20 protein-coding genes and 2 pseudogenes are annotated in these 20560 nt (G+C 55.2%); 11 read left to right on the forward strand and 11 right to left on the reverse strand.

Annotation, left to right across the window (positions count from 1 at the left end):
* Positions 1-139: 139 nt before the first annotated feature.
* From AC097L_RS12855 to AC097L_RS12865, 3 genes are all read right to left on the reverse strand, one after another.
* Positions 140-1252, reverse strand: coding sequence for a hypothetical protein (locus tag AC097L_RS12855; protein WP_479586827.1), 1113 nt, complete (start codon positions 1250-1252; stop codon positions 140-142).
* Between the two features lie 164 nt (positions 1253-1416).
* On the reverse strand, positions 1417-1719 hold the full coding sequence (locus tag AC097L_RS12860; protein ID WP_479586828.1) for a helix-turn-helix transcriptional regulator: 303 nt from the start codon (positions 1717-1719) through the stop codon (positions 1417-1419).
* 411 nt (positions 1720-2130) lie between these two features.
* Complete coding sequence (locus tag AC097L_RS12865; RefSeq protein WP_479586829.1) at positions 2131-2829, reverse strand: MobA/MobL family protein; 699 nt, start codon at positions 2827-2829, stop codon at positions 2131-2133.
* Between the two features lie 901 nt (positions 2830-3730).
* Between AC097L_RS12865 and AC097L_RS12870 the strand changes: the two genes are divergently transcribed.
* From AC097L_RS12870 to AC097L_RS12885, 4 genes are all read left to right on the forward strand, one after another.
* Entirely contained in the window at positions 3731-4066 is a 336-nt protein-coding gene (locus tag AC097L_RS12870) for a hypothetical protein (RefSeq protein ID WP_479586830.1), read from the forward strand.
* Positions 4067-4297: 231 nt separating this feature from the next.
* Positions 4298-5266 carry a DUF932 domain-containing protein gene (locus AC097L_RS12875; RefSeq protein ID WP_479586831.1) on the forward strand — a complete coding sequence of 323 codons (969 nt, stop codon included), beginning with the start codon at positions 4298-4300 and terminating at the stop codon, positions 5264-5266.
* 136 nt (positions 5267-5402) lie between these two features.
* Positions 5403-6404: a YqaJ viral recombinase family nuclease gene (locus AC097L_RS12880; protein ID WP_479586832.1), complete on the forward strand. Its 1002-nt coding sequence runs from the start codon at positions 5403-5405 to the stop codon at positions 6402-6404.
* Between the two features lie 96 nt (positions 6405-6500).
* The gene (locus AC097L_RS12885; protein WP_479586833.1) at positions 6501-7535 is read left to right on the forward strand and encodes a recombination directionality factor; all 1035 of its coding nucleotides are present in this window, start codon (positions 6501-6503) and stop codon (positions 7533-7535) included.
* Between the two features lie 26 nt (positions 7536-7561).
* On the opposite strand, the gene AC097L_RS12890 is transcribed toward AC097L_RS12885, so the two are convergent.
* The gene (locus AC097L_RS12890; RefSeq protein WP_479586980.1) at positions 7562-7768 is read right to left on the reverse strand and encodes a helix-turn-helix domain-containing protein; all 207 of its coding nucleotides are present in this window, start codon (positions 7766-7768) and stop codon (positions 7562-7564) included.
* Positions 7769-8182: 414 nt separating this feature from the next.
* Between AC097L_RS12890 and AC097L_RS12895 the strand changes: the two genes are divergently transcribed.
* The 4 genes from AC097L_RS12895 (at position 8183) to AC097L_RS12910 (ending at position 10842) form a co-directional block, all read left to right on the forward strand.
* Positions 8183-8551 carry a hypothetical protein gene (locus tag AC097L_RS12895; RefSeq protein WP_479586834.1) on the forward strand — a complete coding sequence of 123 codons (369 nt, stop codon included), beginning with the start codon at positions 8183-8185 and terminating at the stop codon, positions 8549-8551.
* Positions 8552-8646: 95 nt separating this feature from the next.
* Positions 8647-9804 carry a J domain-containing protein gene (locus AC097L_RS12900; RefSeq protein WP_479586835.1) on the forward strand — a complete coding sequence of 386 codons (1158 nt, stop codon included), beginning with the start codon at positions 8647-8649 and terminating at the stop codon, positions 9802-9804.
* A 61-nt stretch (positions 9805-9865) separates the two neighbouring features.
* On the forward strand, positions 9866-10081 hold the full coding sequence (locus AC097L_RS12905) for a hypothetical protein (protein ID WP_479586836.1): 216 nt from the start codon (positions 9866-9868) through the stop codon (positions 10079-10081).
* Between the two features lie 224 nt (positions 10082-10305).
* Positions 10306-10842: a sigma 54-interacting transcriptional regulator gene (locus AC097L_RS12910; protein ID WP_479586837.1), complete on the forward strand. Its 537-nt coding sequence runs from the start codon at positions 10306-10308 to the stop codon at positions 10840-10842.
* A gap of 41 nt (positions 10843-10883) precedes the next feature.
* On the opposite strand, the pseudogene AC097L_RS12915 reads toward AC097L_RS12910, so the two are convergent.
* A pseudogene (locus AC097L_RS12915) lies at positions 10884-10943 on the reverse strand (hypothetical protein); the annotation flags it as partial.
* Positions 10944-10993: 50 nt separating this feature from the next.
* A pseudogene (locus tag AC097L_RS12920) lies at positions 10994-11254 on the reverse strand (transposase); the annotation flags it as partial.
* A gap of 681 nt (positions 11255-11935) precedes the next feature.
* Here AC097L_RS12920 and AC097L_RS12925 point away from each other — a divergent pair.
* A complete protein-coding gene (locus AC097L_RS12925; protein ID WP_479586838.1) occupies positions 11936-12757 on the forward strand; it encodes an alcohol dehydrogenase catalytic domain-containing protein in 822 nt (273 codons plus the stop codon).
* A 10-nt stretch (positions 12758-12767) separates the two neighbouring features.
* Here the strand turns inward: AC097L_RS12925 and istB are convergent, their stop codons facing one another.
* A complete protein-coding gene (istB, locus tag AC097L_RS12930) occupies positions 12768-13574 on the reverse strand; it encodes an IS21-like element helper ATPase IstB (RefSeq protein WP_479586839.1) in 807 nt (268 codons plus the stop codon).
* Positions 13571-15064, reverse strand: coding sequence for an IS21 family transposase (istA, locus tag AC097L_RS12935; protein WP_479586840.1), 1494 nt, complete (start codon positions 15062-15064; stop codon positions 13571-13573). The genes istB and istA overlap by 4 nt, the downstream gene beginning before the upstream one ends.
* Before the next feature lie 142 nt (positions 15065-15206).
* On the opposite strand from istA, the gene AC097L_RS12940 reads away from it, so the two are divergent.
* Together AC097L_RS12940 and AC097L_RS12945 are read left to right on the forward strand one after the other, a co-directional pair.
* Positions 15207-15602, forward strand: coding sequence for an alcohol dehydrogenase (locus AC097L_RS12940; protein ID WP_479586841.1), 396 nt, complete (start codon positions 15207-15209; stop codon positions 15600-15602).
* Positions 15603-15670: 68 nt separating this feature from the next.
* Positions 15671-16072 (forward strand): GFA family protein, encoded by a 402-nt coding sequence (locus tag AC097L_RS12945; protein ID WP_479586842.1) that lies wholly within the window; start codon positions 15671-15673, stop codon positions 16070-16072.
* Between the two features lie 80 nt (positions 16073-16152).
* Here AC097L_RS12945 and AC097L_RS12950 read toward each other — a convergent pair whose 3' ends face one another.
* The 3 genes from AC097L_RS12950 to ku form a co-directional block, all read right to left on the reverse strand.
* Positions 16153-16644: a hypothetical protein gene (locus tag AC097L_RS12950; RefSeq protein WP_479586843.1), complete on the reverse strand. Its 492-nt coding sequence runs from the start codon at positions 16642-16644 to the stop codon at positions 16153-16155.
* A 420-nt stretch (positions 16645-17064) separates the two neighbouring features.
* The gene (gene ligD / locus AC097L_RS12955; protein WP_479586844.1) at positions 17065-19554 is read right to left on the reverse strand and encodes a DNA ligase D; all 2490 of its coding nucleotides are present in this window, start codon (positions 19552-19554) and stop codon (positions 17065-17067) included.
* Positions 19555-20556 carry a non-homologous end joining protein Ku gene (ku, locus tag AC097L_RS12960; protein ID WP_479586845.1) on the reverse strand — a complete coding sequence of 334 codons (1002 nt, stop codon included), beginning with the start codon at positions 20554-20556 and terminating at the stop codon, positions 19555-19557.
* Between the last annotated feature and the right edge of the window lie 4 nt (positions 20557-20560).

The following is a 20560-nucleotide window of genomic DNA, read 5'->3' on the forward strand; positions in this document are numbered from 1 at the left end:
ACTGATTACTGTAAGTTCGGATGCGTAAAAACGAGGGCAATCTTTAGACCGCATTTCATGCGGCCATACTAAAAATTGCCGACATTCGAAAAACCAAACATCATCTTTTCCCAAGCTTGGTAAGCTTAAACTAGTCAAATCAAAAGACCATCCCACTAGATGTCGCATTGTGTCGAACCTCATTGGTTGCAATAGCTTTGATACGTTGGCGACTGTTGCGCCCAAACGTACGCTTGTTTTCTGGCGCAAGAAGCTTGATAAAAAGAGCGGTCTTTGTCATGTAAAGTGCTGCTTTTCTAAGCGCAGTCTGCCCAGCGAGGTCGTACGCGCCTATCATACCGGTGCCGCATTTTTTGTAGTTGGATGGGTACGACTTGCAATCGAAATACAATCCCTGTCCATGGGTAATTTCTGTATTCCAGTGATTGCCGATGATGCCGCTTAAATCGACGCCTTCGGGTAGAGTCTTGGCATTGAAAAACATCACCGCATGAAGGTTGAAATATTTATACGATCCATATTCAACTTTCCAGGCAGAGCCTAAGAAGACGTCGTTTCCAAATATGACTTTTGACTCTAAGAACTCTTGCAGCGCTTTCCTGTGCCCGATCAGGTCGTTGTACTCTCTAATATTATCCTCGGCAGTCAAATAACTGTTAGGCTTTTGGAAACAAAAATCCATACTCAACACAAATTGATCAGGATGCCGATCGAAAATCTGGTCAATGTAGCCAGTTAAGCTCCGATAAGATTTGTTGGTAGCGCGTACATAATTGTCTCTGAAGATTATAAATTTTGCGGACCTTGCTTCTTTTCGGATGTCCGTAACAAATCCATTTAAAAAGTCTGCCGCTATAGTGGCTGACTCATGGTCGTGTGGAGCCAGAAATCGATAGCCAAACAGTTTTCGGATTGATCCATGTTTTTCAAATAGATCGAAGTACGGATTAAACTGGTGCATGGGGAAATGCCGACGAAAATCATGGATACCATGCTGTAGTAGATCTGCGATCTTCATGCCTAATGGAGAACTTTTGACGAATGAAAAGATATGCTGTTTATCAGTGCCTACATGAAATTCAATCTTCTCGGCGGTAACCATTTTTTTTACGAGAGCAACGATGTCGCATACCCTTTGTGCGTGCGTTTGCTGGTCGGTGATCAGCACCATCGTGCCATTTTCACTATGTTGATATTCATAAGTGCTGTCGATTAAAGCTTGGCGTATTTCGGTGTCGGTTCTTGAAAGCATGTTGGTCCTAGATGGCTCAATTGCGGTAATGGAATTATTTGGTTGAAATGACAGTGATGCGGTGGCGTTGATGTCAAGTGGTTCTTAACTCGATATGCCGTTGAATTCATTGAGACTTCTCCCTAGATTGCAGTTAGAAAAAATCTCTATGAGATGCAAAGCGCCTACTTTTGGCCACCTCCCACCGTCTTCGGACGACTCCGCACCCAATCATTCAAGCTTTCCGTGGTCCAGCCGCAGGCTGCCGTTGAAAGCTTGATTGGGCGGGGGAAATCCGGGTCGTATCGAGGAGAGTTGATAGACAACTTCTCGTACAGGGTGCTTCGTGAGATCCCTAAGCAGACTGCGACTTCACGTACTCGTAAGATTTGCAAGCTGGGGCTGAGGCTGTTTTTGTCAGTCATTGAGGACACCTGGAGTTGTGGTGGCTCGACTTTACGGCGCGTCATTCCGTCTGCAAATACCATGTGCTATGAGTATTTTTTTTCAGTCAGCACACATGCATTTTTCGCAATTTGAGCGGTTGCCCGACCTTAAGAACAGATTTTCTCGCAGGGATGTTCTTGACCAGGCTGAACGCTCTACAAGCCTGAGTTGAGTGATCTTGAGCCCGGTATGGATGTTTTCCGAATGGACATCAGCATCTAACTTCGCCAGAACGCAAGAGGTTGGTGATCGCGTCCCATCGACTGAGTTTTTGTGATTTAAAAGTTAGTTCCGTTTCCAGTGTTCACGCGCCTTTCGAGAGGGATGTGCACAAATAAAACTCTGGAAATAACAGTAAGCAGCGAAGACCGCTGCACCGCGTTTTCGGTTGGGTGCTATGGTCTTATTTGCTGGGAAATGATCCAATCTTGATGAGGTCGAGAGTCGAGTTGTCACGGCGATAACTGCGTTTGACGACGAACCTTCTCACGCTGGACCGCTGCCGGACTTAGGCGCTTGGCAGGTGTTGCAGTGAGTCCGCGCTCCGCGTTGGAGCGGTGATCAACCCGTTCGGCGCGCCCAGCTCGCTCAAGATGGATATTGATCAGTTCCGCGACAGTCCTGCGCATCTCTTTTAAATCCTCCCTGATCTGCAGTGGAGATTTGCCTCCGCTGTCTTTCTTGCATCCTCCCATTTCAGGCTGCTTTGGGTTATACCGCTTGAAATGAAGCTCAGGCGGGCGTTCAATACCATCGGGCTTTCTGTCGTTCATCATGATGTGCACGTGGGGTTGAGGCACCTGACTCAGTGCCGTACTGGGGCAGTGGATCGCATACTGAAAAGGCTTTGAGGGGGCGACGGTTTTCAGGATGTCGTCCACCAATCTTATGTTTTCAGCCAAAGTCAGCTCATTTGGCAACGAGATCTCCAAATCGCGGTGAGCTGCGCCATTTCTCCGCTCGTAGCGGTCAGCCGCTTTCCACAAGTCAGCTGCATCTGGCGCCCATTTAGGTAAGTTTCCACTTCCCTCTACAACCAGATCATTTTCTGATTCGTCCCTACTGTACTTATTCTGACGAGCAATGTATCTTGAACGATCAATGGCTGTCCCAGGACGGCCAGACTTGATTTGAACGTGGTAGGTGCACATAACGGTAACCTTTTCTATTGATTGAAGAATAGAAAGTGCAGCGGCATGTCTTGTCAGTCATTGGGTGAATTAACTAATTTCTAGTGTGGAAAATGAGAAAGGGTATGTGTGTGTACTCATTTCTCTCTACTTATCACTCAATGATCTGTTCAGTCATCCTGCTACTCTTTCATAGCATGTAGGATCATGTAAATATTTACTTAATCTATACAAACCATGTTGGAGTGTTGAGTGAAGCTAACTCTCAACAAGATGCTGAGATTGGATTGGTCAATTCAATGAGTTTGCGTGTAATAGATTTATTTAAAGATAATTCATTTTGATTGAATCAGCATACAACGATGAAAGACTGGTTCTCATCCAGATTAAATACCGAGGTTGATCACGACAAGCCAGATTGATGATATCCATCAATGTGTGATACATACTCGTGCGAGAACTGGTCCTAAATATTCTTAGGCATATATGACAAGAAGGAGCAGCAATCAGTGAGCTATTGCATCAACTGATGTTTGGCTAATGTTCGCGTTAACTGTCTGACGCTTGGCTAGTTCAATCAAGCTTACCTTCGATGGTTTATTAAGCTGCTGCTTATTTACTTTACATCTGCCATCTACGTCCCTCGACGTAGGTGGTTTTTTTGTTTCTGGCCTATTTGTCACAAAGGAGTGCGTATGACAGTTAGTTCACCATTCGAAAGTCTGGCTGCTTTTACTTTGGTGTTCGTTACTTGTGTCCTGGCCTGCACTGGACTCCCGTTTTATAGCAGGTGGCTAAAACCGAAGCCGGTGCTATGCATCGGTCCTGAATATGTTTTTCTGTTTTCTTATACGGATTATCGTCCCCGCTTTTATAACTGTCTCTTATTTCAACGAACCTCACCCTGAAAGGAATATCTTCCATGAACCTTAAATGTCCTAAATGTGAATGTGAACGCATCGACACCAAAGATATTGCGAGAAAGACTGGTGGCAGCGTCGGTACCCTGGCAGGTGCGACAGGTGGTGCCTTAGGCGCCCTCAGCGGTGCAGAGATCGGTGGCTCAGTTGGTGCCCTGGTTGGTCCGGGTGGGATCGTGTTCGGCGTCATCGTCGGAGCCTTGGTTGGCGGTGCGACTGGTTGCGTCCTGGGTGCCTCGCTGGGTGAAGCCATCGACCAGCACGTCCTGGACAACTGCCTGTGTCTGCGCTGCGGTTACTCGTTCAGCGACCGCACACCCTTGGCACATCGCCAATAACGCTGCTTTCTCTCCTGCTTCTCCGCTACTCGCAACTGCAACGGTTGCACTGATCCCGTAGCACCTCTCCCGTTTCTTTCACGCGTTTTCGTTTTTCTGTTCCGTTCCCGCTTTTCCTTTTTGCTTGCGCTCCGGCGTGATGTGCCTGGCTGATTCCGTCAGCGGCTTTGTCACGTCCGGGTTTTCCTGCTTTTACGTTCCCATCCAACCCAATTTAGAAAGAAATTCACCATGGCACACCTTATTAACTCTATGGCCTACACCGGCGAAACCCCCTGGCACCAGCTAGGCAACGCCTTGCCTGCCAAACAGCCCATTGAAGTCTGGGCCCAGAAAGCCGGCATGGACTGGACCATCTGCGAAACCCCCGTGCGCTACCTGACCGAGCAAATCGGATCGCTGGGCTCCATCATGTCGTTCGAAGACCAGAAGGTGCTGTACCGCAGCGATACCAAGGCCGCTTTATCGGTGGTCAGCAGCCGCTACCAAGTGGTCCAACCCAAAGCGGTGCTGGAGTTCTACCGGGATCTGTCCGAAGTTTCTGGCTTTGAGTTGGAAACCGCCGGTGTACTCAAGGAAGGCAAGAAGTTCTGGGCCTTGGCCAAGACCGGCAAGGAATCCACGCTCAAAGGCGGAGACCTGGTTAAAGGCTACATCCTGCTGGCCACCTCCTGCGACGGCACACTAGCGACCACGGCCACACCCACCACCATACGCGTGGTGTGCAACAACACCCTGGCCATAGCCTTGCAGGGAGCCAGCAACGCCATCAAAGTACCCCACAGCACCAGCTTTGACGCGCAAGCGGTGAAGAAGCAACTTGGCATCGCTGTCTCGCAATGGGACAGCTTCATGTACCGCATGAAGACCCTCTCCGAGTGCAGAGTGAAAAGTCACGAGTCCCTGAACTACTTCCTGAAAGTTTTGTGCCAGATCGACAACCCAGTCGATTCGGCGCAGGGCTTGGTGAACGAGCGGGCGCTGAAGAAGGTGCAAGCCTTGTACGAAGGGCAGGGCAAAGGTGCAGAACTGGCCTCGGCCAAAGGCACTGCTTGGGGCCTGTTGAATGCTGTCACCGAGTATGTGGACCACGAGAAACGGGCACGCAGCCAGGAGTACCGATTGGAGAGCTCCTGGTTCGGCCAAGGGGCCAGCCTGAAACAGCGGGCACTCGACTATGCAATCCAACTGGCTGCTTAGACGGGCGACCTCTGTGCATGGCCCGTCGGGCCTGGCGCTCAACACCGGCCACCCACCACCGACCCCGGTCCCTCTCGTAGGGGCTGGGGTTTTCTGTTTCTACCCATGCAAATTTAACGACAGGAAGGAATCCACGATGGCTATCCCACTACCCACCGACCGGCCCTCGCGGCAGAAACCTGCACTCAAGCTGGTCAAAACCCAGGACCTCAGCCGTGACCAATGGCTGTCCGTGCGCAAAGGCGGTATCGGCAGTTCCGATGCCGGTTCTGCCGTCGGTCTTAATCCCTACAAATCCCCGCTGGAACTCTGGATGGAGAAAACCGGTCGTGACGGTAATCTACCCAAGACCGATCCCAACGACGAAACCAGTCCCATGTACTGGGGTACCTTGTTGGAGCCCATAGTCGCCGCGCACTACACCAAACGCACCGGCAACAAGGTCCGGCGTGTGAATGCGGTACTGCAGCATCCGCAGGAGCGGTGGATGCTGGCCAACCTCGATCGAGAGGTGATCGGAGCTCCTGATGTCCAAATTTTGGAATGTAAAACCGCCGGTATCAATGGTTCTCGCTTATGGAAAGAGGGTGTGCCGGAATATATCCAGCTCCAGGTGATGCACCAGTTGGCTGTCACCGGCAAGCAGGCGGCGGACGTGGCTGTTCTCATCTGCGGCCAGGAACTGCAGGTGCACCGCATCGAACGGGACGAACAGATGATCGCCCGTCTCATCCAGCTCGAGCACCAATTCTGGGGCTATGTGGAGCGGGACGAGGCACCACCGGCCGATGGTTCTGATTCCGCCGACGTGGCATTGCGTTGCCTGTATCCGCAGGACAGTGGTCATACCGTGGACTTGTCGGGGGATCTGGTGATGGGTGCCGTGTTCTCGGACCTGTTGGCGGTGCGGCAGCAACTGGATGCAGCCGTCCAACTGGAAGCCCAGCTCAAGCAACACATCCAACAGCGCATGGGCGACGCCACCAAGCTCATCTTTGACATCGGTGCCGTGACCTGGAAACGCAGCAAGGACAGCGCAGGGCTGGACGTGGCCAGCCTGCTGGCGGCACAGCCAGACCTGTTGCAGCGCTACCCCCTGGTCAAACCTGGTTCCCGGCGCTTCCTGGTGAATGTGTAGCGGCGTAGCACTCCCGTCCCTTTAGTCCCTTGGGTTTGCTCTGCTGCATAGGCACAGGGCGAATCTGTCTTGTCTCAACAAATGAAAGGAAACACCATGCTCAAAGGTTTGGCGTTAACGCCCCCGGTGATTGGCCGGATCTCCATCGGCCGTATGGTCGCCAAAGCTGGCAAGCGCGTCCCAGAAAAGGACGATGAATTCACTGTCACCAGCCAGGTGCAGAACAAGGATGGTTGGGTCAACCACCCTATGGACGAAGTCTTGCGCTATGCCAATGCTAGTGCCAGCGGCAAAGTCCATGGCAATGTCGGTGCCAAGCTGCGCACCATTCCGGTCCGTTTGCTGTTTGATGACCCGGACCTGAACCTGCGTGCCAACTACAGCCTGTTTGAGCGGCAGACCGGTCGCCCCCTGTGTGTCGGCAACGGGGAAACCTGCAAACGCTCTACCGCAGACGGGATCCAGACATTGCCCTGTCCGTCGCCTCACAGCTGTGAACTCGCCCGCGGCGGGTACTGCAAGCCCTATGGACGTTTGCATGTGCGCATCGGCGGTGATGTGGGAGCCACTGCAGATGGCGGTAGTGGCGGAGGTGGGAGCGGGGGCATGGGCGGTGACGATGAGCTGGGCAGCTTTGTGTTCCGAACCACGGGATTCAACAGTATCCGCACTCTGTCGGCGCGCCTCAAATATTTCCATGCGGTATCGGGTGGCTTGCTCTCGACCTTGCCATTGGAACTGCGGCTGCGGGGCAAATCAACAGCCCAGTCGCACCGGGCGGCGATTTACTACGTCGATCTGACGGTTAAAACTGGTATGACCCTGGTGGAGGCGATGGCTCATGCCAGAGCAGAGGCCGATCTCCGCAAGGCGGCGGGCTTTGACCAGGCGGCTTTGGACGAGGCTGCACGCCAGGGCTATGCCAATGGTGCATTTGAAGAGTCTGAGGAGGAGGGTTCGGCGGTTGTGGAGGAGTTCTACCCGCAGAGCGATGGGGCAGGGGTCTCTGACGATGGTAAACTGGCCTTGGAACCCATGCCACGGTCATCCCTAACTGTTGGAAAACCCCGATTGGCGAGCAAGCTGGAGCGGAGAGTGGCGCAACTTCAACAAGTAAGCACGGTCGTCTGAACAAAGCGAACTCATCACAGCACGCGTCAGCTGAGGTATTGAGGGTCCCGGTGCAACAGCGGATCAAGCAGCAATCTGGGATCTACATCCAGTGCATCGGCAATGCGTTGGATGTTGCGTATGCCAAGGTTTCGGCGTTTGCGTTCAATTCCCGAGATGTACGTTCTGTCCAAGTCGCACAGATCCGCTAGAGCTTCTTGGGAGAGCTGGCGGTACTGACGCAGCTGTCGCATATTGGCGGCAAACAGGGCCAGCAAGCGGTCGTTGTCTACTGCGGGCGCAACAGAACCCCGACCTCGGGGACTCAGCGCAGGCTTGGCAACTGGCTTCACGGTAGGGCGCACAGCGGCAACTGCCACCCGTTTGGCGGGTTTGGCTGGAGTCTTTGCTGGGGTGCTTGCCGAGGTCTTTTGTGTCACCTCCGCATAGTGAATAATGGTGGACTTTAAGACTACGGACTAAGAGTCACATCTGGTTTGCATCTGATATTCGGGAGGACCGCGCTCCCACGGTTTGACGCGCAGATTGATGGTGTGCCTCACCCAGTGTCGGCCTTTACCACTGGAACCAGCACCTTTAATGGTGCATTTTTTTAGACTTTTATGTGACTCTTAGTCATCAAAATACATAGTGAGGGAGAGCACCCAATGAAAGCTGATTTATCCAAGATTCGCAGCCTTTGGCTACCGACGCTCGCACTGCTGTCGGCATGTTCCCAGAGTCCGCAGGATCGCCTGGTGGAGTTGGGGCGTTGCTACAAGGCGGGTTCCACCCTTGAGGACAAGGTCCTGCTACGCGGTGTAGAGATCGCCCTCACGAACGCCATACGGGAATTGAAGATCGAGGTCAGCGTTGCCCAGTTTGCCATGCTGATCAATCAAAAGATCAATGACGAGCTGTATCCGGCGGGTTCCCTGACCGACCCAGCCCACGTGATCCGGAAGGCGATGGAATGGGCTGACTCCAGCGTCTGCCGAGACGCCAAACAGCAAGCCATTGATGCGGGGAAGTCCTAGAACGTGGCGGTCGCCGCTTCCCGGCCCGCGTCCTCAGCCTGACCACTGGTCGGAATCCACGTCCGGATGGACACCTACCTAACTTAGAAACGCCTATGAATACGACAAACCACTATGCAACCCTGGGGATACGTGCGAACGCCTCCACCGAAGAAATAAACCTGGCCTTCAAAGCCCGACGCTCCCAGTACCACCCGGACCGCTACAACCAGGATGAAACCACGACCATCCAGTGGGCGACGCAGCAGATGCAGATGGTCAACACGGCTTACCAGGTTTTGTCCGACCCCAGCGCCCGTGCGGCACATGACCAGGCATTGCAGCAGGCCAGCCATCGACCGGCAGAACCTTCCAGCGCCAGCCAGCCCAAGCAAACAGGCCCCAAACTGAGTTTGCGGCAGTACCTGGACAAAAACTTCTCCAACTTCGCAGGATTTGACCGGATCTATCTGGCTCCCCAGATTCCGCTGAAGAAACTGAGCGGTGCTCTAGAGAGCTATGGGGAGGACACAGGCGCTTCGGATGTGGTCGTCCTCATCGATGACACCGTCTTTGGAGGCGGTGGGGATGGGATTCTGGTGACGGAGAGCGCACTGTTCCTGAAATCCCTGGGGTCTGAGGGTCGGATATTCCAACTGAAAGCCATGCAGGCTTTGGAGACCAGCAAGAACGCTCTGTATCTCAACGGTCGAAAGCTGATCCAGTTGAACATGCCGGATGCCAAAGGGGTGGATGCGCTGTTTGCACGGATCCAAAATTATGCGGTCGAGAAGTACAGCACGGCGGACCAGGCATCCCCCACCCCTGCGAGTAGTCAGCCCACCGAGGCTAACGGTTCAACCGCTTCACCGGCCTCGAGTGAACTGCCGACGCCCGATCAGCTCTTCGCTGCGACTAAGACGCAGTTTGGGGCGCTGTACCGGCAAATGCGATCCATGGACATGGACGATCCCGCGTTTGACCAGGTGTTTTCTGGGCTGGCGGTGGGCTACTTTGAAACCACCGAGGCCAGCCTGTCCCAAGGACGCCTGGGGCAGGACGCGTTTAACGAACTGGGCAAGGTGTATTTGCTGAGCAGCAACCTCCTTGGGGTGCTGCAAGGAACGGCAGAGGCCGACCCCGATTTACTGCCGAGAGAGGAGGGTGACGGGCCGCTTCTGAGCATGCTGCGCAGCATCTTGAAGCCACTGGCTTCTGGAGGCCAATCCGCGCAGGCCCGGAACAACGCAGATCGGTATTTTGGTGCGGACTGAACGGATCCGGTTCCCGCTTCATGGCGTGGATCCATTTTTAAATCAACGAAAGGTAATTCAAATGGGTAAAAAGCAAAAGATCATCGCCATCTACGCAGTCGTAGGGCTGTTGTTTGGGCTTCAGCAGTGGATTTGGGGGGATACGGCCTACAAAGGGCTGATGTACAACATGGGGCGAGGACTGGTCTGGCCGGTGCTGATGTTTCCGGCGTTTGGGCAGGTCGTGGCTGGGATCATCATCGTGCTGGTGATCGTCGCGGTGCTTGTGTTGAATTGATGCGGATCTGTGGCCGTGCGATCAATTTCTCATATGGAGGTTCATACAAGAAATATCGTCTGACGTCAGCTAGTTCGAATCGACACCAAAAACCACCCTGACCTCAAGCCAGGGTGGTTTTTGACTCTTCATATTTTTTGGAGAGTTTTGATCTAAACCGCATTTATCTACTGCAGAATTTGGAAAGACTAGTAGTCTCCGCAACGGTCAATGTTTAGGGCCTAGTGCCGTCGTTCGACACGGCGTTGTATTCAGATAGCCCGCGCCGCGAAGGCGCCTTCATTGCCATCAATTGCGCGGCGCTACCGCATGACCTCATTGAAAGCGAGCTGTTTGGCTATGCGGTCGGCAGTTTTACCGGTGCACGCCGCGAAGGGCGTCCCGGAAAGTTCGAGGTGCCTTCCGGCGGAACCATTTTTCTGGACGAAATCTCGGAGTTCCCTTTCGCTGTGCAGGCCAAGTTACTGCGCGTGCTGCAAGAACGCGAGGTGGTGCGAGTAGGCGACACTCGCGGGATTCCGGTGGACGTACGCGTGATTTCCGCCAGCAACCGTGATCTGCGTGCACAGGTTGCAGAACGCACGTTCCGAGAGGATTTGTACTACCGCTGCAATGTGATCGAGATCGGCTTGCCACCGCTGCGCGAGCGACCTGCCGACATTCCCGTGCTGGCGCATCGGTTTCTCGCCAGATATGCCTCTTTGCTAGACAAGCCGGTGTACGGCTTTACAACAAGCGCCATGCTGCGGCTGGCGTTGTGAATGGCTTGGGCGAACATTTCCTTGCCGACGCCGCTTTCTCCCGACAGCAGAACATTGGCTTTGCCGCGTGCCGCCTTGCGTGCTGAACCGATGGAGGCCATCAGCGGGGCGCTTTTGCCAATGATGACTTCGAAGCGGTAGCGAGCGTGGCCACTCCTTGGTAGCCAGCATCCCCGAAGGCATCGGTTTCTTGGCCATGCAGCAAGCTGTTGCCTTCGGTGATGTCGCCTACGTGGCCGGAGGTACCGCGCAAGGGGTGCAACAGCCCCGAATCCGCGTCCACCCCGATGTGGGCTTTCATTCCGAAGTCTCACTGGTTGCCTTTCTTACTCGAATGCATCTCGGGGTCGCGGGCCTTGTCTTTGTTCTTTGTGGAGCTGGGTGCGGGAATAAGCGTGGCATCTACGGCGGTGCTACCCAGAAATCTTCGCCGGTGTCGCTGCCCACTCGGGCCTGCCGCTGGGTGCTGCGCACGATGTTTTATCCGCTTTCTCCGCGATGCAAGGATGCGTCCGTATCCAGCAGCACTTTGGGCAGGCCTCCTATGCCCACCATCGTCATTCACGGTGACGCGGATACCAAGGTGTCGGCTGCAAATTGTGAGGCCATCGTCCAGCAGTCCGTGCTCGCCCATAAGCAGTCTGACGTTGTTCTAAAGAGCCGCAGGCGGGTCGGGACGAAATCCGATGGTAGGAAATCTACCGCGACCGAGTATGTAGACCCGCTGGGAATAAGTCGGATTGAGGACTGGGTTGTACACGGAGGGTCACACACCTGGTTCGGCGGGAGTGCTGAAGGCTCCTACACCGACATAAATGGTCCGAATGCTTCTGCAGAGATTGTGCGGTTCTTTCTTCGTCCAGATGGGCTTAAGACTACCTCATACCTTAAAACCTAACTGAAGCGAGTTGATCAGTCTGGGGATAATAGTTCCATCAGATAGCTGCGGCAACGTCGCGTCGCGCGACATGCCGACTCGGCCAGCCAGGGCGCGTGGGAGATCTGCGCCCGCTCAGCAGCCGGATGTCCTACAGACGCTCGTTGGTAAGCAGGAGACATTGGGCCCACTCCAACCCACTGCCCAGGAATACCCATGAAAGCACTTACCTACCAAGGCGCTAAGGATGTCCGTGTTGAAACGGTTCCGGATCCGATTCTGCAAGCTGATGACGATATCGTCTTACGGGTCACCGCCACGGCCATCTGCGGGTCGGATCTGCATATTTACCGAGGCAAGATTCCAGGCATGAAGGATGGCGACATACTGGGTCACGAATTCATGGGGGTGGTGGAAGAGGTAGGAGCGGGAGTTACTGACCTGCACCGTGGTGACCGTGTAGTCGTACCGTTCGTCATTGCATGTGGCAGCTGCTTTTACTGCGACAAGACATTGTTCGCCGCTTGTGAAAGTACCAACACTGGGCGTGGTGCCATCATGAATATCAAGGGCTCGACGCCGGGTGCAGGTCTGTTTGGCTACAGCCATCTGTACGGCGGCTACGCAGGCGGGCAAGCAGAGTTCGTGCGGGTGCCCAAGGCCAATGTCGGTCCCCTGAAGATCCCTAACGTATTGAAAGATGAGCAGGTCCTGTTTCTGTCCGATATCCTACCTACGGGATATCAGGCGGCCGTGAATGCCCAAATAGTCCCCGGATCGTCGGTGGCTATTTTTGGCGCTGGGCCAGTAGGCCTCATGAGCGCGTTGTCGGCTCGCTTTTTGGGAGCAGAGCAGATTTTTATGATCGACCACAACGTATATCGTTTGGAGTACGCAAGGTCCACCTATGGCGTGATTCCGATTAATTTTGACGAAGACGATGACCCCGCCGCCACGATGCTGAAAGCTACCATGGTCGGTGTCAACTATCTTGACCGCTCGGCGACAACTATCCTGGCCGGTGGAAGCGGGGAATGATTTTGAATCTTTATGTCGTTGAACGTGCCTTGCGTACTGCTGGGGCTTGCTGCTGAGCTGCCCGCCGGCGGTAACTCTCCACATTCATTTCCAGAATCGTCGAGTGGTGTACCAGGCGGTCAACGGCCGCCAGCGTCATAGCCGGCTCCACAAACACCTCGCCCCATTGGGAGAACGGCGTGTTGGCAGTGAGGGCCAGGCTCTTGCGTTCATAACGCTCCGATATGAGCTCGAACAGCACAGAGGTTTCTGACTGGTCTCGCCGTACATAGCTCAGGTCATCCAGAATCAGCAAGTCAAACCGGTCCAGCTTGGCCAATTCCTGCGGCAGTCGCAAGTCCCGCCGGGCCGCCTGCAAGCGCTGCACCAGGTCCGAACAGCGCGTAAACAGCACCCGCCGCCCGGCATCAATCAGGGCATGGCCCAGAGCACATACCAAATGGCTCTTGCCCACGCCGGGTGGCCCGAACAGCAGTACGTTGGCGCCCCGGTCCAGCCACTGCGTACCTTCGGCCAGTGCCATCACCTGGGCCTTGGACACGGTGGGAACGGCCGTGAAGTCAAAGCTGGAGAGGCGTTTATCCGGGCTGAGCCCGGACTCCACGCGGTGGCGGTCAATGCGGCGAGACTCTCGTTCATTGATTTCGTGCTCCAGTAACGCTTCGAGCAGGCGGTGTGCGGGCCAACCCTCAAGGTCCGACTGTGCGCACAGGTCGCCCGCCAGGCGCTTGATGGTGGGCAGGCGCAGGTCTGTGAGCATCACGCCCAGACGTGCCGATGTGGCGGTAATTGACGTGCTAATTGGCGCCGCGCTCATGGGGCCACCTCAAACAGCGCGTCGTAACTGGCCAAGGCCGGCAGCGTCACCATCACCTGCGGTATCTCTGCACGCGGGGGTGCCAGCAATAGCGTCAGCGCATGCAGGTCGGGCAACTGGTCGAGTTCGATGAGTTGCTCCAGCTCCTGCGCCAACTGCGCCTCGTGCCCATCGGCGGCCAGGACCAGCAGGCCCACCATGGTCTTGCAGGCTTCGCGCTCGGGCTTGCTGCCAGCCAGACGCTCCCAGGTCTGGCGGTACACCGCACGCGGGAAGGCGGCATCGCGCAGCACCCAACGCGCAAAGGCGCCGGGCTTGCGTTTCAATGCGCCAACTAAATGGCGGTAATCAATCGAGCGTCCATGGCGCTGGCCATCGCCCGGCCTGGCACGCGCAAGGCTCAACACACACTGGCCACCTAGCCAGCATTCAATGTGCTCGGCGTACTGACGCACCATCAACCGGTGCCCAATCAACTGGCTTGGCGTGCTGTACTGCGCACCCTTGACGGTGAAGATGGCGTACTTGCTGACCCGTACCGGAATCTCTTCGAACTCGGCGGTGCGCCGCACCGGCAAGGCCTTGAGCATGGTGCGCTCGATGGCCAGCAACTTGGTGGTGCGTGCATTCATGCGCTGCACGATGGTGTCGACAAACGCCTCGTATTCTCGGCGCAGCCCAAAGCTGCGGCTGCCGCGCAGCCGCAAGGCCTGGTCGAGCGCCGTCTTGAGGGAATCGTGGCGCGATTCGATGGAGCCGTTCTCGTTGGACTGGCCCGGGTTGCAGCGTGTAGCCCGTAGACCGTAGTGGCTGCACAAGCCGGCATAGCGGCGCGTCAGCTCTTCCTGTTCGGCCACGTTGTTGAACGCCGCCGACAGACTGTCGGTGCGGTGTTCTTCCGGCACGCCGCCCAAGGCCCAGAGGGCCGCTTGCAGTCCGGTGGATAGCGCCATGAAGCTCTCGCCGGAGTCGATGACCGTGGCGTGGCGCCAACCGGAATAGGCCAATGCAAACTGGTACAGACGATGGGCAAACACAACCCCGTCAATCTCGACGCAGAGCTCATCGAGCACGGTGAAGTCCGACAGGCACTGGCGTCCGGGCGGGTGCTCCTGGGCGAAGTAGACCTCGCGTTCGGCGCCGTACTTGGCACGCCACTGACGGACACGGCGCTGCAGGGTGCGCAGCACGCTGCTGTCCCACTGACCCGGATAGCGGCGTTGCAGCTCTTCGAGCAGGGTAACGGCATTGAGCCGGGCATCCGTTTGCAACAGTGGCACGACTTCACTGTCCCAGACCGCCTCCAATGGGTCGGGGCGGGTGCGCCAGTTCCGTTCGGGGCGCTGTGAGGGCAGATGGTTGGCATCTTCAATGCGACGGGCGCTGCGTTCACTGATGCCGGCCTTGGCGGCAGACGCGACCTGGCTGAGCTGGTTGCGGTGTTGCTTGTACTTGTGCACTTGGTGGTCCGTGATTCTCTTGCCGGGCATGCCGTCTACCTTCGATTCATGTTCGAAGGTTCAACGGTAGCCCCGCCTCCCGGACCCGCCCGGTGTAGGCCGCTAACCGGCCAACATAGTTGTCGTTAACCGGCCAAGGTAATTGTCGTCAACCACTACCAATAGGCACGGCGTGGACGCGACGATTGATGCAGTCGGCTTTGAGGCGAAAGGTAGCGCGATAGAGACCGCGCTTACCGCTATCAAACTCGAAGGCTCCAGCGGTAAGGCTTTACGCCAATGTATTGCGGCTACGCGCCGCGGTGGGGTCGTCAGCGTACCCGGTGTGTACGCGGGCTTCATCCACGGCTTTCTTTTTGGCGACGCCTTTGAAAAAGGGCTGACATTTAAAATGGGGCAAACCCATGTCCAGCGTTACATGCCTGAATTGTTGGGATACATCGCCGATGGGCGGATGAGTCCCGAAGTCATCATCTCGCATCGCATGGGGTTGTCCGATGCGGCACGCGGGTATGAAATTTTTGAGAAAAAGGAAGAGGAATGCCGCAAGGTTGTATTAGTGCCGTGATGCGCATACCGGAATCGACCAGCAAGTGCTCGCCCGTCCGGCTGCATTCAGTTCTTGAAAATCTCCCCATGAAAGTCCATGGTAGTTGCCACTGTGGCGCTGTCCAGTACGAAGCCATCGCAATACCACAGCAAACCACGATATGCCACTGCACAGACTGCCAGCGGCTCACCGGCACTGCCTATCGGGTTTCAGTACCTGCAGCAGAGGGATCCTTTCAGTTAGTTGCTGGGGAGCCTAAGATTTATGTCAAGCTTGGCGATAGCGGATCAAGACGTGCGCAAGCGTTTTGTCTTGATTGCGGCTCTCCGCTGTACGCGTACGACGCGGATCATCCAAACATTTTCGGTCTGAGAGTAGGCTGTTTGGCAGAGAGACAGGCACTGGTGCCGACATTGCAAAAGTGGTGTCGATCGGCGCTCAAATGGACGAATACTCTCCAAACATTGGAGGGTCGAGACACCGAGTGAGTTTGATTCATAGCCCTTTAGAACCAATCCCACTACAGTTGCTGTGCGGCGGTAAACGCCGGCTTATAACTTGCCGGGAACTACGATGGTGTCAGCAAAATGGTTGTTCTGCGCTTGACCGCCAGAGCCACGATCGCAGCTCCCGCAGCGATAACCATCACATCTTCGATCAACCCGCTACTCGTCTGACCAATGTGCGCCATTGCGCGTTTACGGCCGGCTAACGTCAAATACGCAAGAGGTACGGCTGTTGCAACCGCCATTGCAGCGCCGGCTTTCTCACGACCGGGGGGAGCAAGTGCGGCGCCCGCGATGCCAGCGCTCAGCACTCGCGCTAACAGTCCCAAAAAGACGGTGCGATCAGGTGCAGTCTTCATCTTGTCACCGAAAAACTCACCGACCCCCATAGCCAAGGCACCAAATCTGAACAGAGGATGATCAAGCAGAACGAGTTGTCCCGGCGTCTGGTAATTCAGAAGCCGTGCTGCTGCGATGCTGGCCATCGGCGTCATGGATCTCGCGCTAGCAACCGCCCCGATTAGGGCGGAAGAGAAAAGCTCTCGATGTTTCATATCGCGTTCCTTGGTTGGTATCAACAACGTTATGGTCCTCGAACCTACTTCGGGCTACTAGTCGTCAAAAGCTCGACTAGACGTAGGAGATGGCCGCAGACACACCGCATCGAAGCGTCGCATAAATCAACACTGGCTTGCCACATGGCATCCACTTCGTGATTTCGCCAGACGTATCTTGACGCTGCCAATCTACAAAGCCGAATCTCACTATGGTTGCTGTACGCTGGGAGACGCCGACTAGTAACTTGCTGGGCGCCTATCCCACACGCTGCAAGGATAAGCCCAGCACCAGGGCACCGAGCCATACTCGCTCCAGGTTGTAGTGGGCGTTGCAGTCCAAAACCTATACGAACTTACCTTGGTGAAGCCTGCCTGCGGTCAGCCGGATACCGGGTTGCTTGTTGGTACAGCGCGAGTTCAGACCTCTGCCTCTACTTTCAGAGGATCGAAATCCAGCAGTCTCATAGCTTTACCCAAGCTCTGGGGTGCATAGTTTTTCCAGGGATCGTTGCCTCGATCCAGGCGCGTATGGATATTGGTAACTGTCCAATGGTCGGAACTTGAAAGATTTACCACCTCGTCCCATGTGATTGGCACAGATACCCCCATTCCAGGCCTTGCCCGTGCGGACCACGCCGCGACAGTTGTAGCACCAAAGCCATTGCGCAGATAGTCCACGAAGATCTTGCCTACACGATTCTTTGGGCCACTCTTAGCAACGAACAGCTGAGGCAAGGTTTGCGCCAGATGCAGAACAATGGCCTGCGAAAAGGCTTTGACGGCATCCCATCCATAGTGCTTCTTGAGTGCCACCACGATGTGCAAACCTTTTCCGCCACTGGTTTTAACGAAAGAAGCTAGGCCGAGCTGCTGCAAAAACTGGTGCACAAGCTCTGCACCTTGTTGTATCTTGCTCCATTCCACACCTTCTCCTGGATCCAGATCAAAGGTCATGCGGTCCGGTTTATGAATGGCCGTCTTGACGCCATTCCAGGTATGAAACTCCAATACATTCATCTGAGTTGCCGACAGCAGAGCTTCTTCTGTTGCAACCTCCATCAGAGGGGCGTGCCCAGGATCCAGCAAGGGGTCTAACAGCTTTACCCCCGGCATTTTGCCCTCCAGATGTTTTTGGAAAAAAAGCTCACCTGCAATTCCAGCGGGGGCCCGCACCATTGACACAGGCCGATGTTTCAAATGTGGCAGCAGCAAAGGTGCCACCAGGTTATAGAAACGCACCAACTGCAGCTTGGTCAGGCCTGTAGAGCCATCCACAACGCGTTCAGGATGGGTAATCTTTAGCTGCGGCGCCAACGAGACAGGTCCGGTCTCTTGCGGGGCGGTGGATATCGAAATTTCCCGTGTAATGGACTCTGGCGCTTTGTCGGACCTTAGACCGTGAAACACCGCGTGCCGAATCCGCTGTGTGTCCGTCCATTCGGCAAACGAGACCTCAGCTAACAGAATTGGCTTGACCCAATTGGCGGTGTTATCTAGGCCGGTTTTATCCGCGAATGGGTTAGTTGTTGCGCCTACGGCTTCGAGCTTTTGCTTCAGTTGAAGCAAAGTTCGCGCATCAAACCCACTACCCACGTTTCCTGCGTACCGCAACAGGCCTTTGTCATCATGCACTCCTAATAGCAGTGATCCCAGGCCGACGCGACTGCCTTTGGGGTCGGTATAGCCCGCAACCACAAACTCTTGCCGCAGCCGACACTTGAGTTTGATCCAGCTGTCTGAGCGTCGAGAAACATAGACGGAATCCTTTTTTTCCCCAATCACTCCTTCCAAACCCATGTGACAAACGGTTGACAGAAGGTCCTGGGCCTTGACGTCGAAAGTGTCGCTGAAGCGCAGGTTATCTGGCGTTTCAGCGTTGAACAGCTGTTGAAGTGCAGCGCGCCGGGTTCCCAGTGGTTCTTGGCGAAGGTCCTGACCGTCGAGATAGGGGACATCGAAGAGGTAATAAAGAATGTCTCCGGTGCTACCGCAGTCAAATGCGTCCTGAAGGCGCTGAAAATTTGGAAGGCCTTTGTCATTGGTCACGGCGATCTCCCCGTCCAGCCAAGCCGACTTCAGTCCGAGCCGACCTAGCGAGTTGGCAAGTTTAGGGAGCTTGTGCGTCCAGTCATTTCCATTACGTGTAAACAGCTGCACCGTCTCGCCCTCAATGCGGCACAGCATGCGGTAACCATCGAATTTGATTTCAAACAACCAATCGGATGGATTGCTGGGGACAGCTTCCATGAGAACGGCGAGCTGTGGCTGGAGTGCTGCGGGCAAGGCAGCGGGAGTGCCCGGAGGCAGCTTGGTAGAAGGTGGAACTGTCGCGCTGTTGACACTTTTTTCGACAATTGTTAAGCGCAGCGGCACAACGCTATCCGGCATTTCATCCACAAGGCTGAACTCTGCTGCAGGGCGGGCGAAAGTGTCCTTTTCTTTGATCAGGAGCCAGGGCACCTGTTTCTCGCTTTTCCCCTTCATCCGTACCAGCGCCCAACGGCCCCGAAGCTTGTGCCCATGCATATCGAACTTCAGGTTGCCGTCGCGGTAGCCCTTTACGGGGTCACCGACCGGAAGCCAATGCCCCTCGTCCCAGATGATGACTTTTCCGGCACCATATTGGCCTGCGGGGATTTCGCCCTCGAACTGGTTGTAGGCAACGGGGTGGTCTTCCACCTGAACCGCCATACGTTTGTCCTTCGGGTCCATGCTCGGGCCCTTCGGCACTGCCCAGCTTTTCATCGTCCCATTCAGTTCTAAGCGGAAGTCGTAATGCAGATGTGAGGCCCAGTGCTTCTGAACCACGAAGGAGAGCACACCTTCCGCCGATGCGCCGCCATGCCCTGGCTCCGGAGTGAGGGCGAAGTTGCGCTTCGCTTTGTACTTGGCGAGAGCGTCCGGCATTTATTTAGCTTTTTTGGCCGAGACCGCCTGTTTACGCGGAGCACGATCAGTGACTGCGGGTCTTTTTATAGACTTAGTCGGTTCCGTCGCTGCCTTCGCCCGCGCCACCTTTGCCGATGGAGTCGTTGCCGTCTGTTTCTTACCGGAAAGGCTACGTTTGAGTAGCTCGGTCAAATCAATGATGTTGCTGGCAAGCGGTGCCTCTTGTTTCTCGATTTTCTCAACCTGTTCAAACTTTCCCGCGGCCGCCTTGGTATCAACCAATTTCATGATCTCCGACTGAAAGGAGTCGCGAAAATCGTCGCCATTCCATGAGGATGCCATTTCCTGGATCAACTGCGTCGCCATTGCCATCTCGGCATCCTTTATGCCGGCTTCTTTGACGCCTTGCGGTGGCAGTTGCAAGGCTTGCCATGAGCGTATTTCCCCGCCCCAACGCAGCAAATTTAGCACCAACGCCGGTCCACATGCCATCAGCAGTGCCAGATGCTGCTTGTTAGCGATAACTACTTTGGCCACACCCACTTTACGGGTGGCTGCCAACGACTCCCGTAGCAGCGCATAGACTTTTTGTCCGCGGTTGATCGGAGCCGTGTAATACGGCTTCTCGAGGTATACAAACGGGATTTCGTCTATCGGAACGAAGGCTTCAATCTCGATCGTTTGGGTCGTTTTTGGATATGCAGCGTCCAGTTCTTCGGGTGTCAACAGCACGAATCTGCCGTCTTCCCACTCGATCCCTTTGACGATTGCGTCGGCTGGGACCTCCTTGCCACTTTTCTTGTTGATACGTTTGTACCCTACGGGATCCATGGAGCGTTTGTCCAGCATCTTGAAGTTCAAATCGCTTTCATCAGTTGCGGAGTACAGCGCGATGGGCACATGGACCAGTCCGAAACTGATCGCTCCTTTCCACAGCGAGCGCGTGGAGGTCGCCGCCATTCCCGCCTTCTTGTCTGTAGTTTGGGCGAGGTTAGGTCTGGAGGGCTTCGACGTGGCCATGATT

Source organism: Rhodoferax sp. RT5P35, assembly GCF_056521385.1.

What these genes read in the sequence shown, in the direction of transcription:
- AC097L_RS12875 (WP_479586831.1), top strand. Translation starts at nt 4,298, where the DNA reads ATGGCACACCTTATTAACTCTATGGCCTACACCGGCGAAACCCCCTGG.
- ku (WP_479586845.1), bottom strand. Translation starts at nt 20,556, where the DNA reads ATGGCCACGTCGAAGCCCTCCAGACCTAACCTCGCCCAAACTACAGAC.
- AC097L_RS12905 (WP_479586836.1), top strand. Translation starts at nt 9,866, where the DNA reads ATGGGTAAAAAGCAAAAGATCATCGCCATCTACGCAGTCGTAGGGCTG.
- AC097L_RS12950 (WP_479586843.1), bottom strand. Translation starts at nt 16,644, where the DNA reads ATGAAACATCGAGAGCTTTTCTCTTCCGCCCTAATCGGGGCGGTTGCT.
- AC097L_RS12865 (WP_479586829.1), bottom strand. Translation starts at nt 2,829, where the DNA reads ATGTGCACCTACCACGTTCAAATCAAGTCTGGCCGTCCTGGGACAGCC.
- AC097L_RS12925 (WP_479586838.1), top strand. Translation starts at nt 11,936, where the DNA reads ATGAAAGCACTTACCTACCAAGGCGCTAAGGATGTCCGTGTTGAAACG.
- AC097L_RS12885 (WP_479586833.1), top strand. Translation starts at nt 6,501, where the DNA reads ATGCTCAAAGGTTTGGCGTTAACGCCCCCGGTGATTGGCCGGATCTCC.
- istB (WP_479586839.1), bottom strand. Translation starts at nt 13,574, where the DNA reads ATGAGCGCGGCGCCAATTAGCACGTCAATTACCGCCACATCGGCACGT.
- AC097L_RS12880 (WP_479586832.1), top strand. Translation starts at nt 5,403, where the DNA reads ATGGCTATCCCACTACCCACCGACCGGCCCTCGCGGCAGAAACCTGCA.
- AC097L_RS12870 (WP_479586830.1), top strand. Translation starts at nt 3,731, where the DNA reads ATGAACCTTAAATGTCCTAAATGTGAATGTGAACGCATCGACACCAAA.
- AC097L_RS12895 (WP_479586834.1), top strand. Translation starts at nt 8,183, where the DNA reads ATGAAAGCTGATTTATCCAAGATTCGCAGCCTTTGGCTACCGACGCTC.
- ligD (WP_479586844.1), bottom strand. Translation starts at nt 19,554, where the DNA reads ATGCCGGACGCTCTCGCCAAGTACAAAGCGAAGCGCAACTTCGCCCTC.
- AC097L_RS12900 (WP_479586835.1), top strand. Translation starts at nt 8,647, where the DNA reads ATGAATACGACAAACCACTATGCAACCCTGGGGATACGTGCGAACGCC.
- AC097L_RS12890 (WP_479586980.1), bottom strand. Translation starts at nt 7,768, where the DNA reads ATGCGACAGCTGCGTCAGTACCGCCAGCTCTCCCAAGAAGCTCTAGCG.
- istA (WP_479586840.1), bottom strand. Translation starts at nt 15,064, where the DNA reads ATGCCCGGCAAGAGAATCACGGACCACCAAGTGCACAAGTACAAGCAA.
- AC097L_RS12945 (WP_479586842.1), top strand. Translation starts at nt 15,671, where the DNA reads ATGAAAGTCCATGGTAGTTGCCACTGTGGCGCTGTCCAGTACGAAGCC.
- AC097L_RS12860 (WP_479586828.1), bottom strand. Translation starts at nt 1,719, where the DNA reads ATGGTATTTGCAGACGGAATGACGCGCCGTAAAGTCGAGCCACCACAA.
- AC097L_RS12855 (WP_479586827.1), bottom strand. Translation starts at nt 1,252, where the DNA reads ATGCTTTCAAGAACCGACACCGAAATACGCCAAGCTTTAATCGACAGC.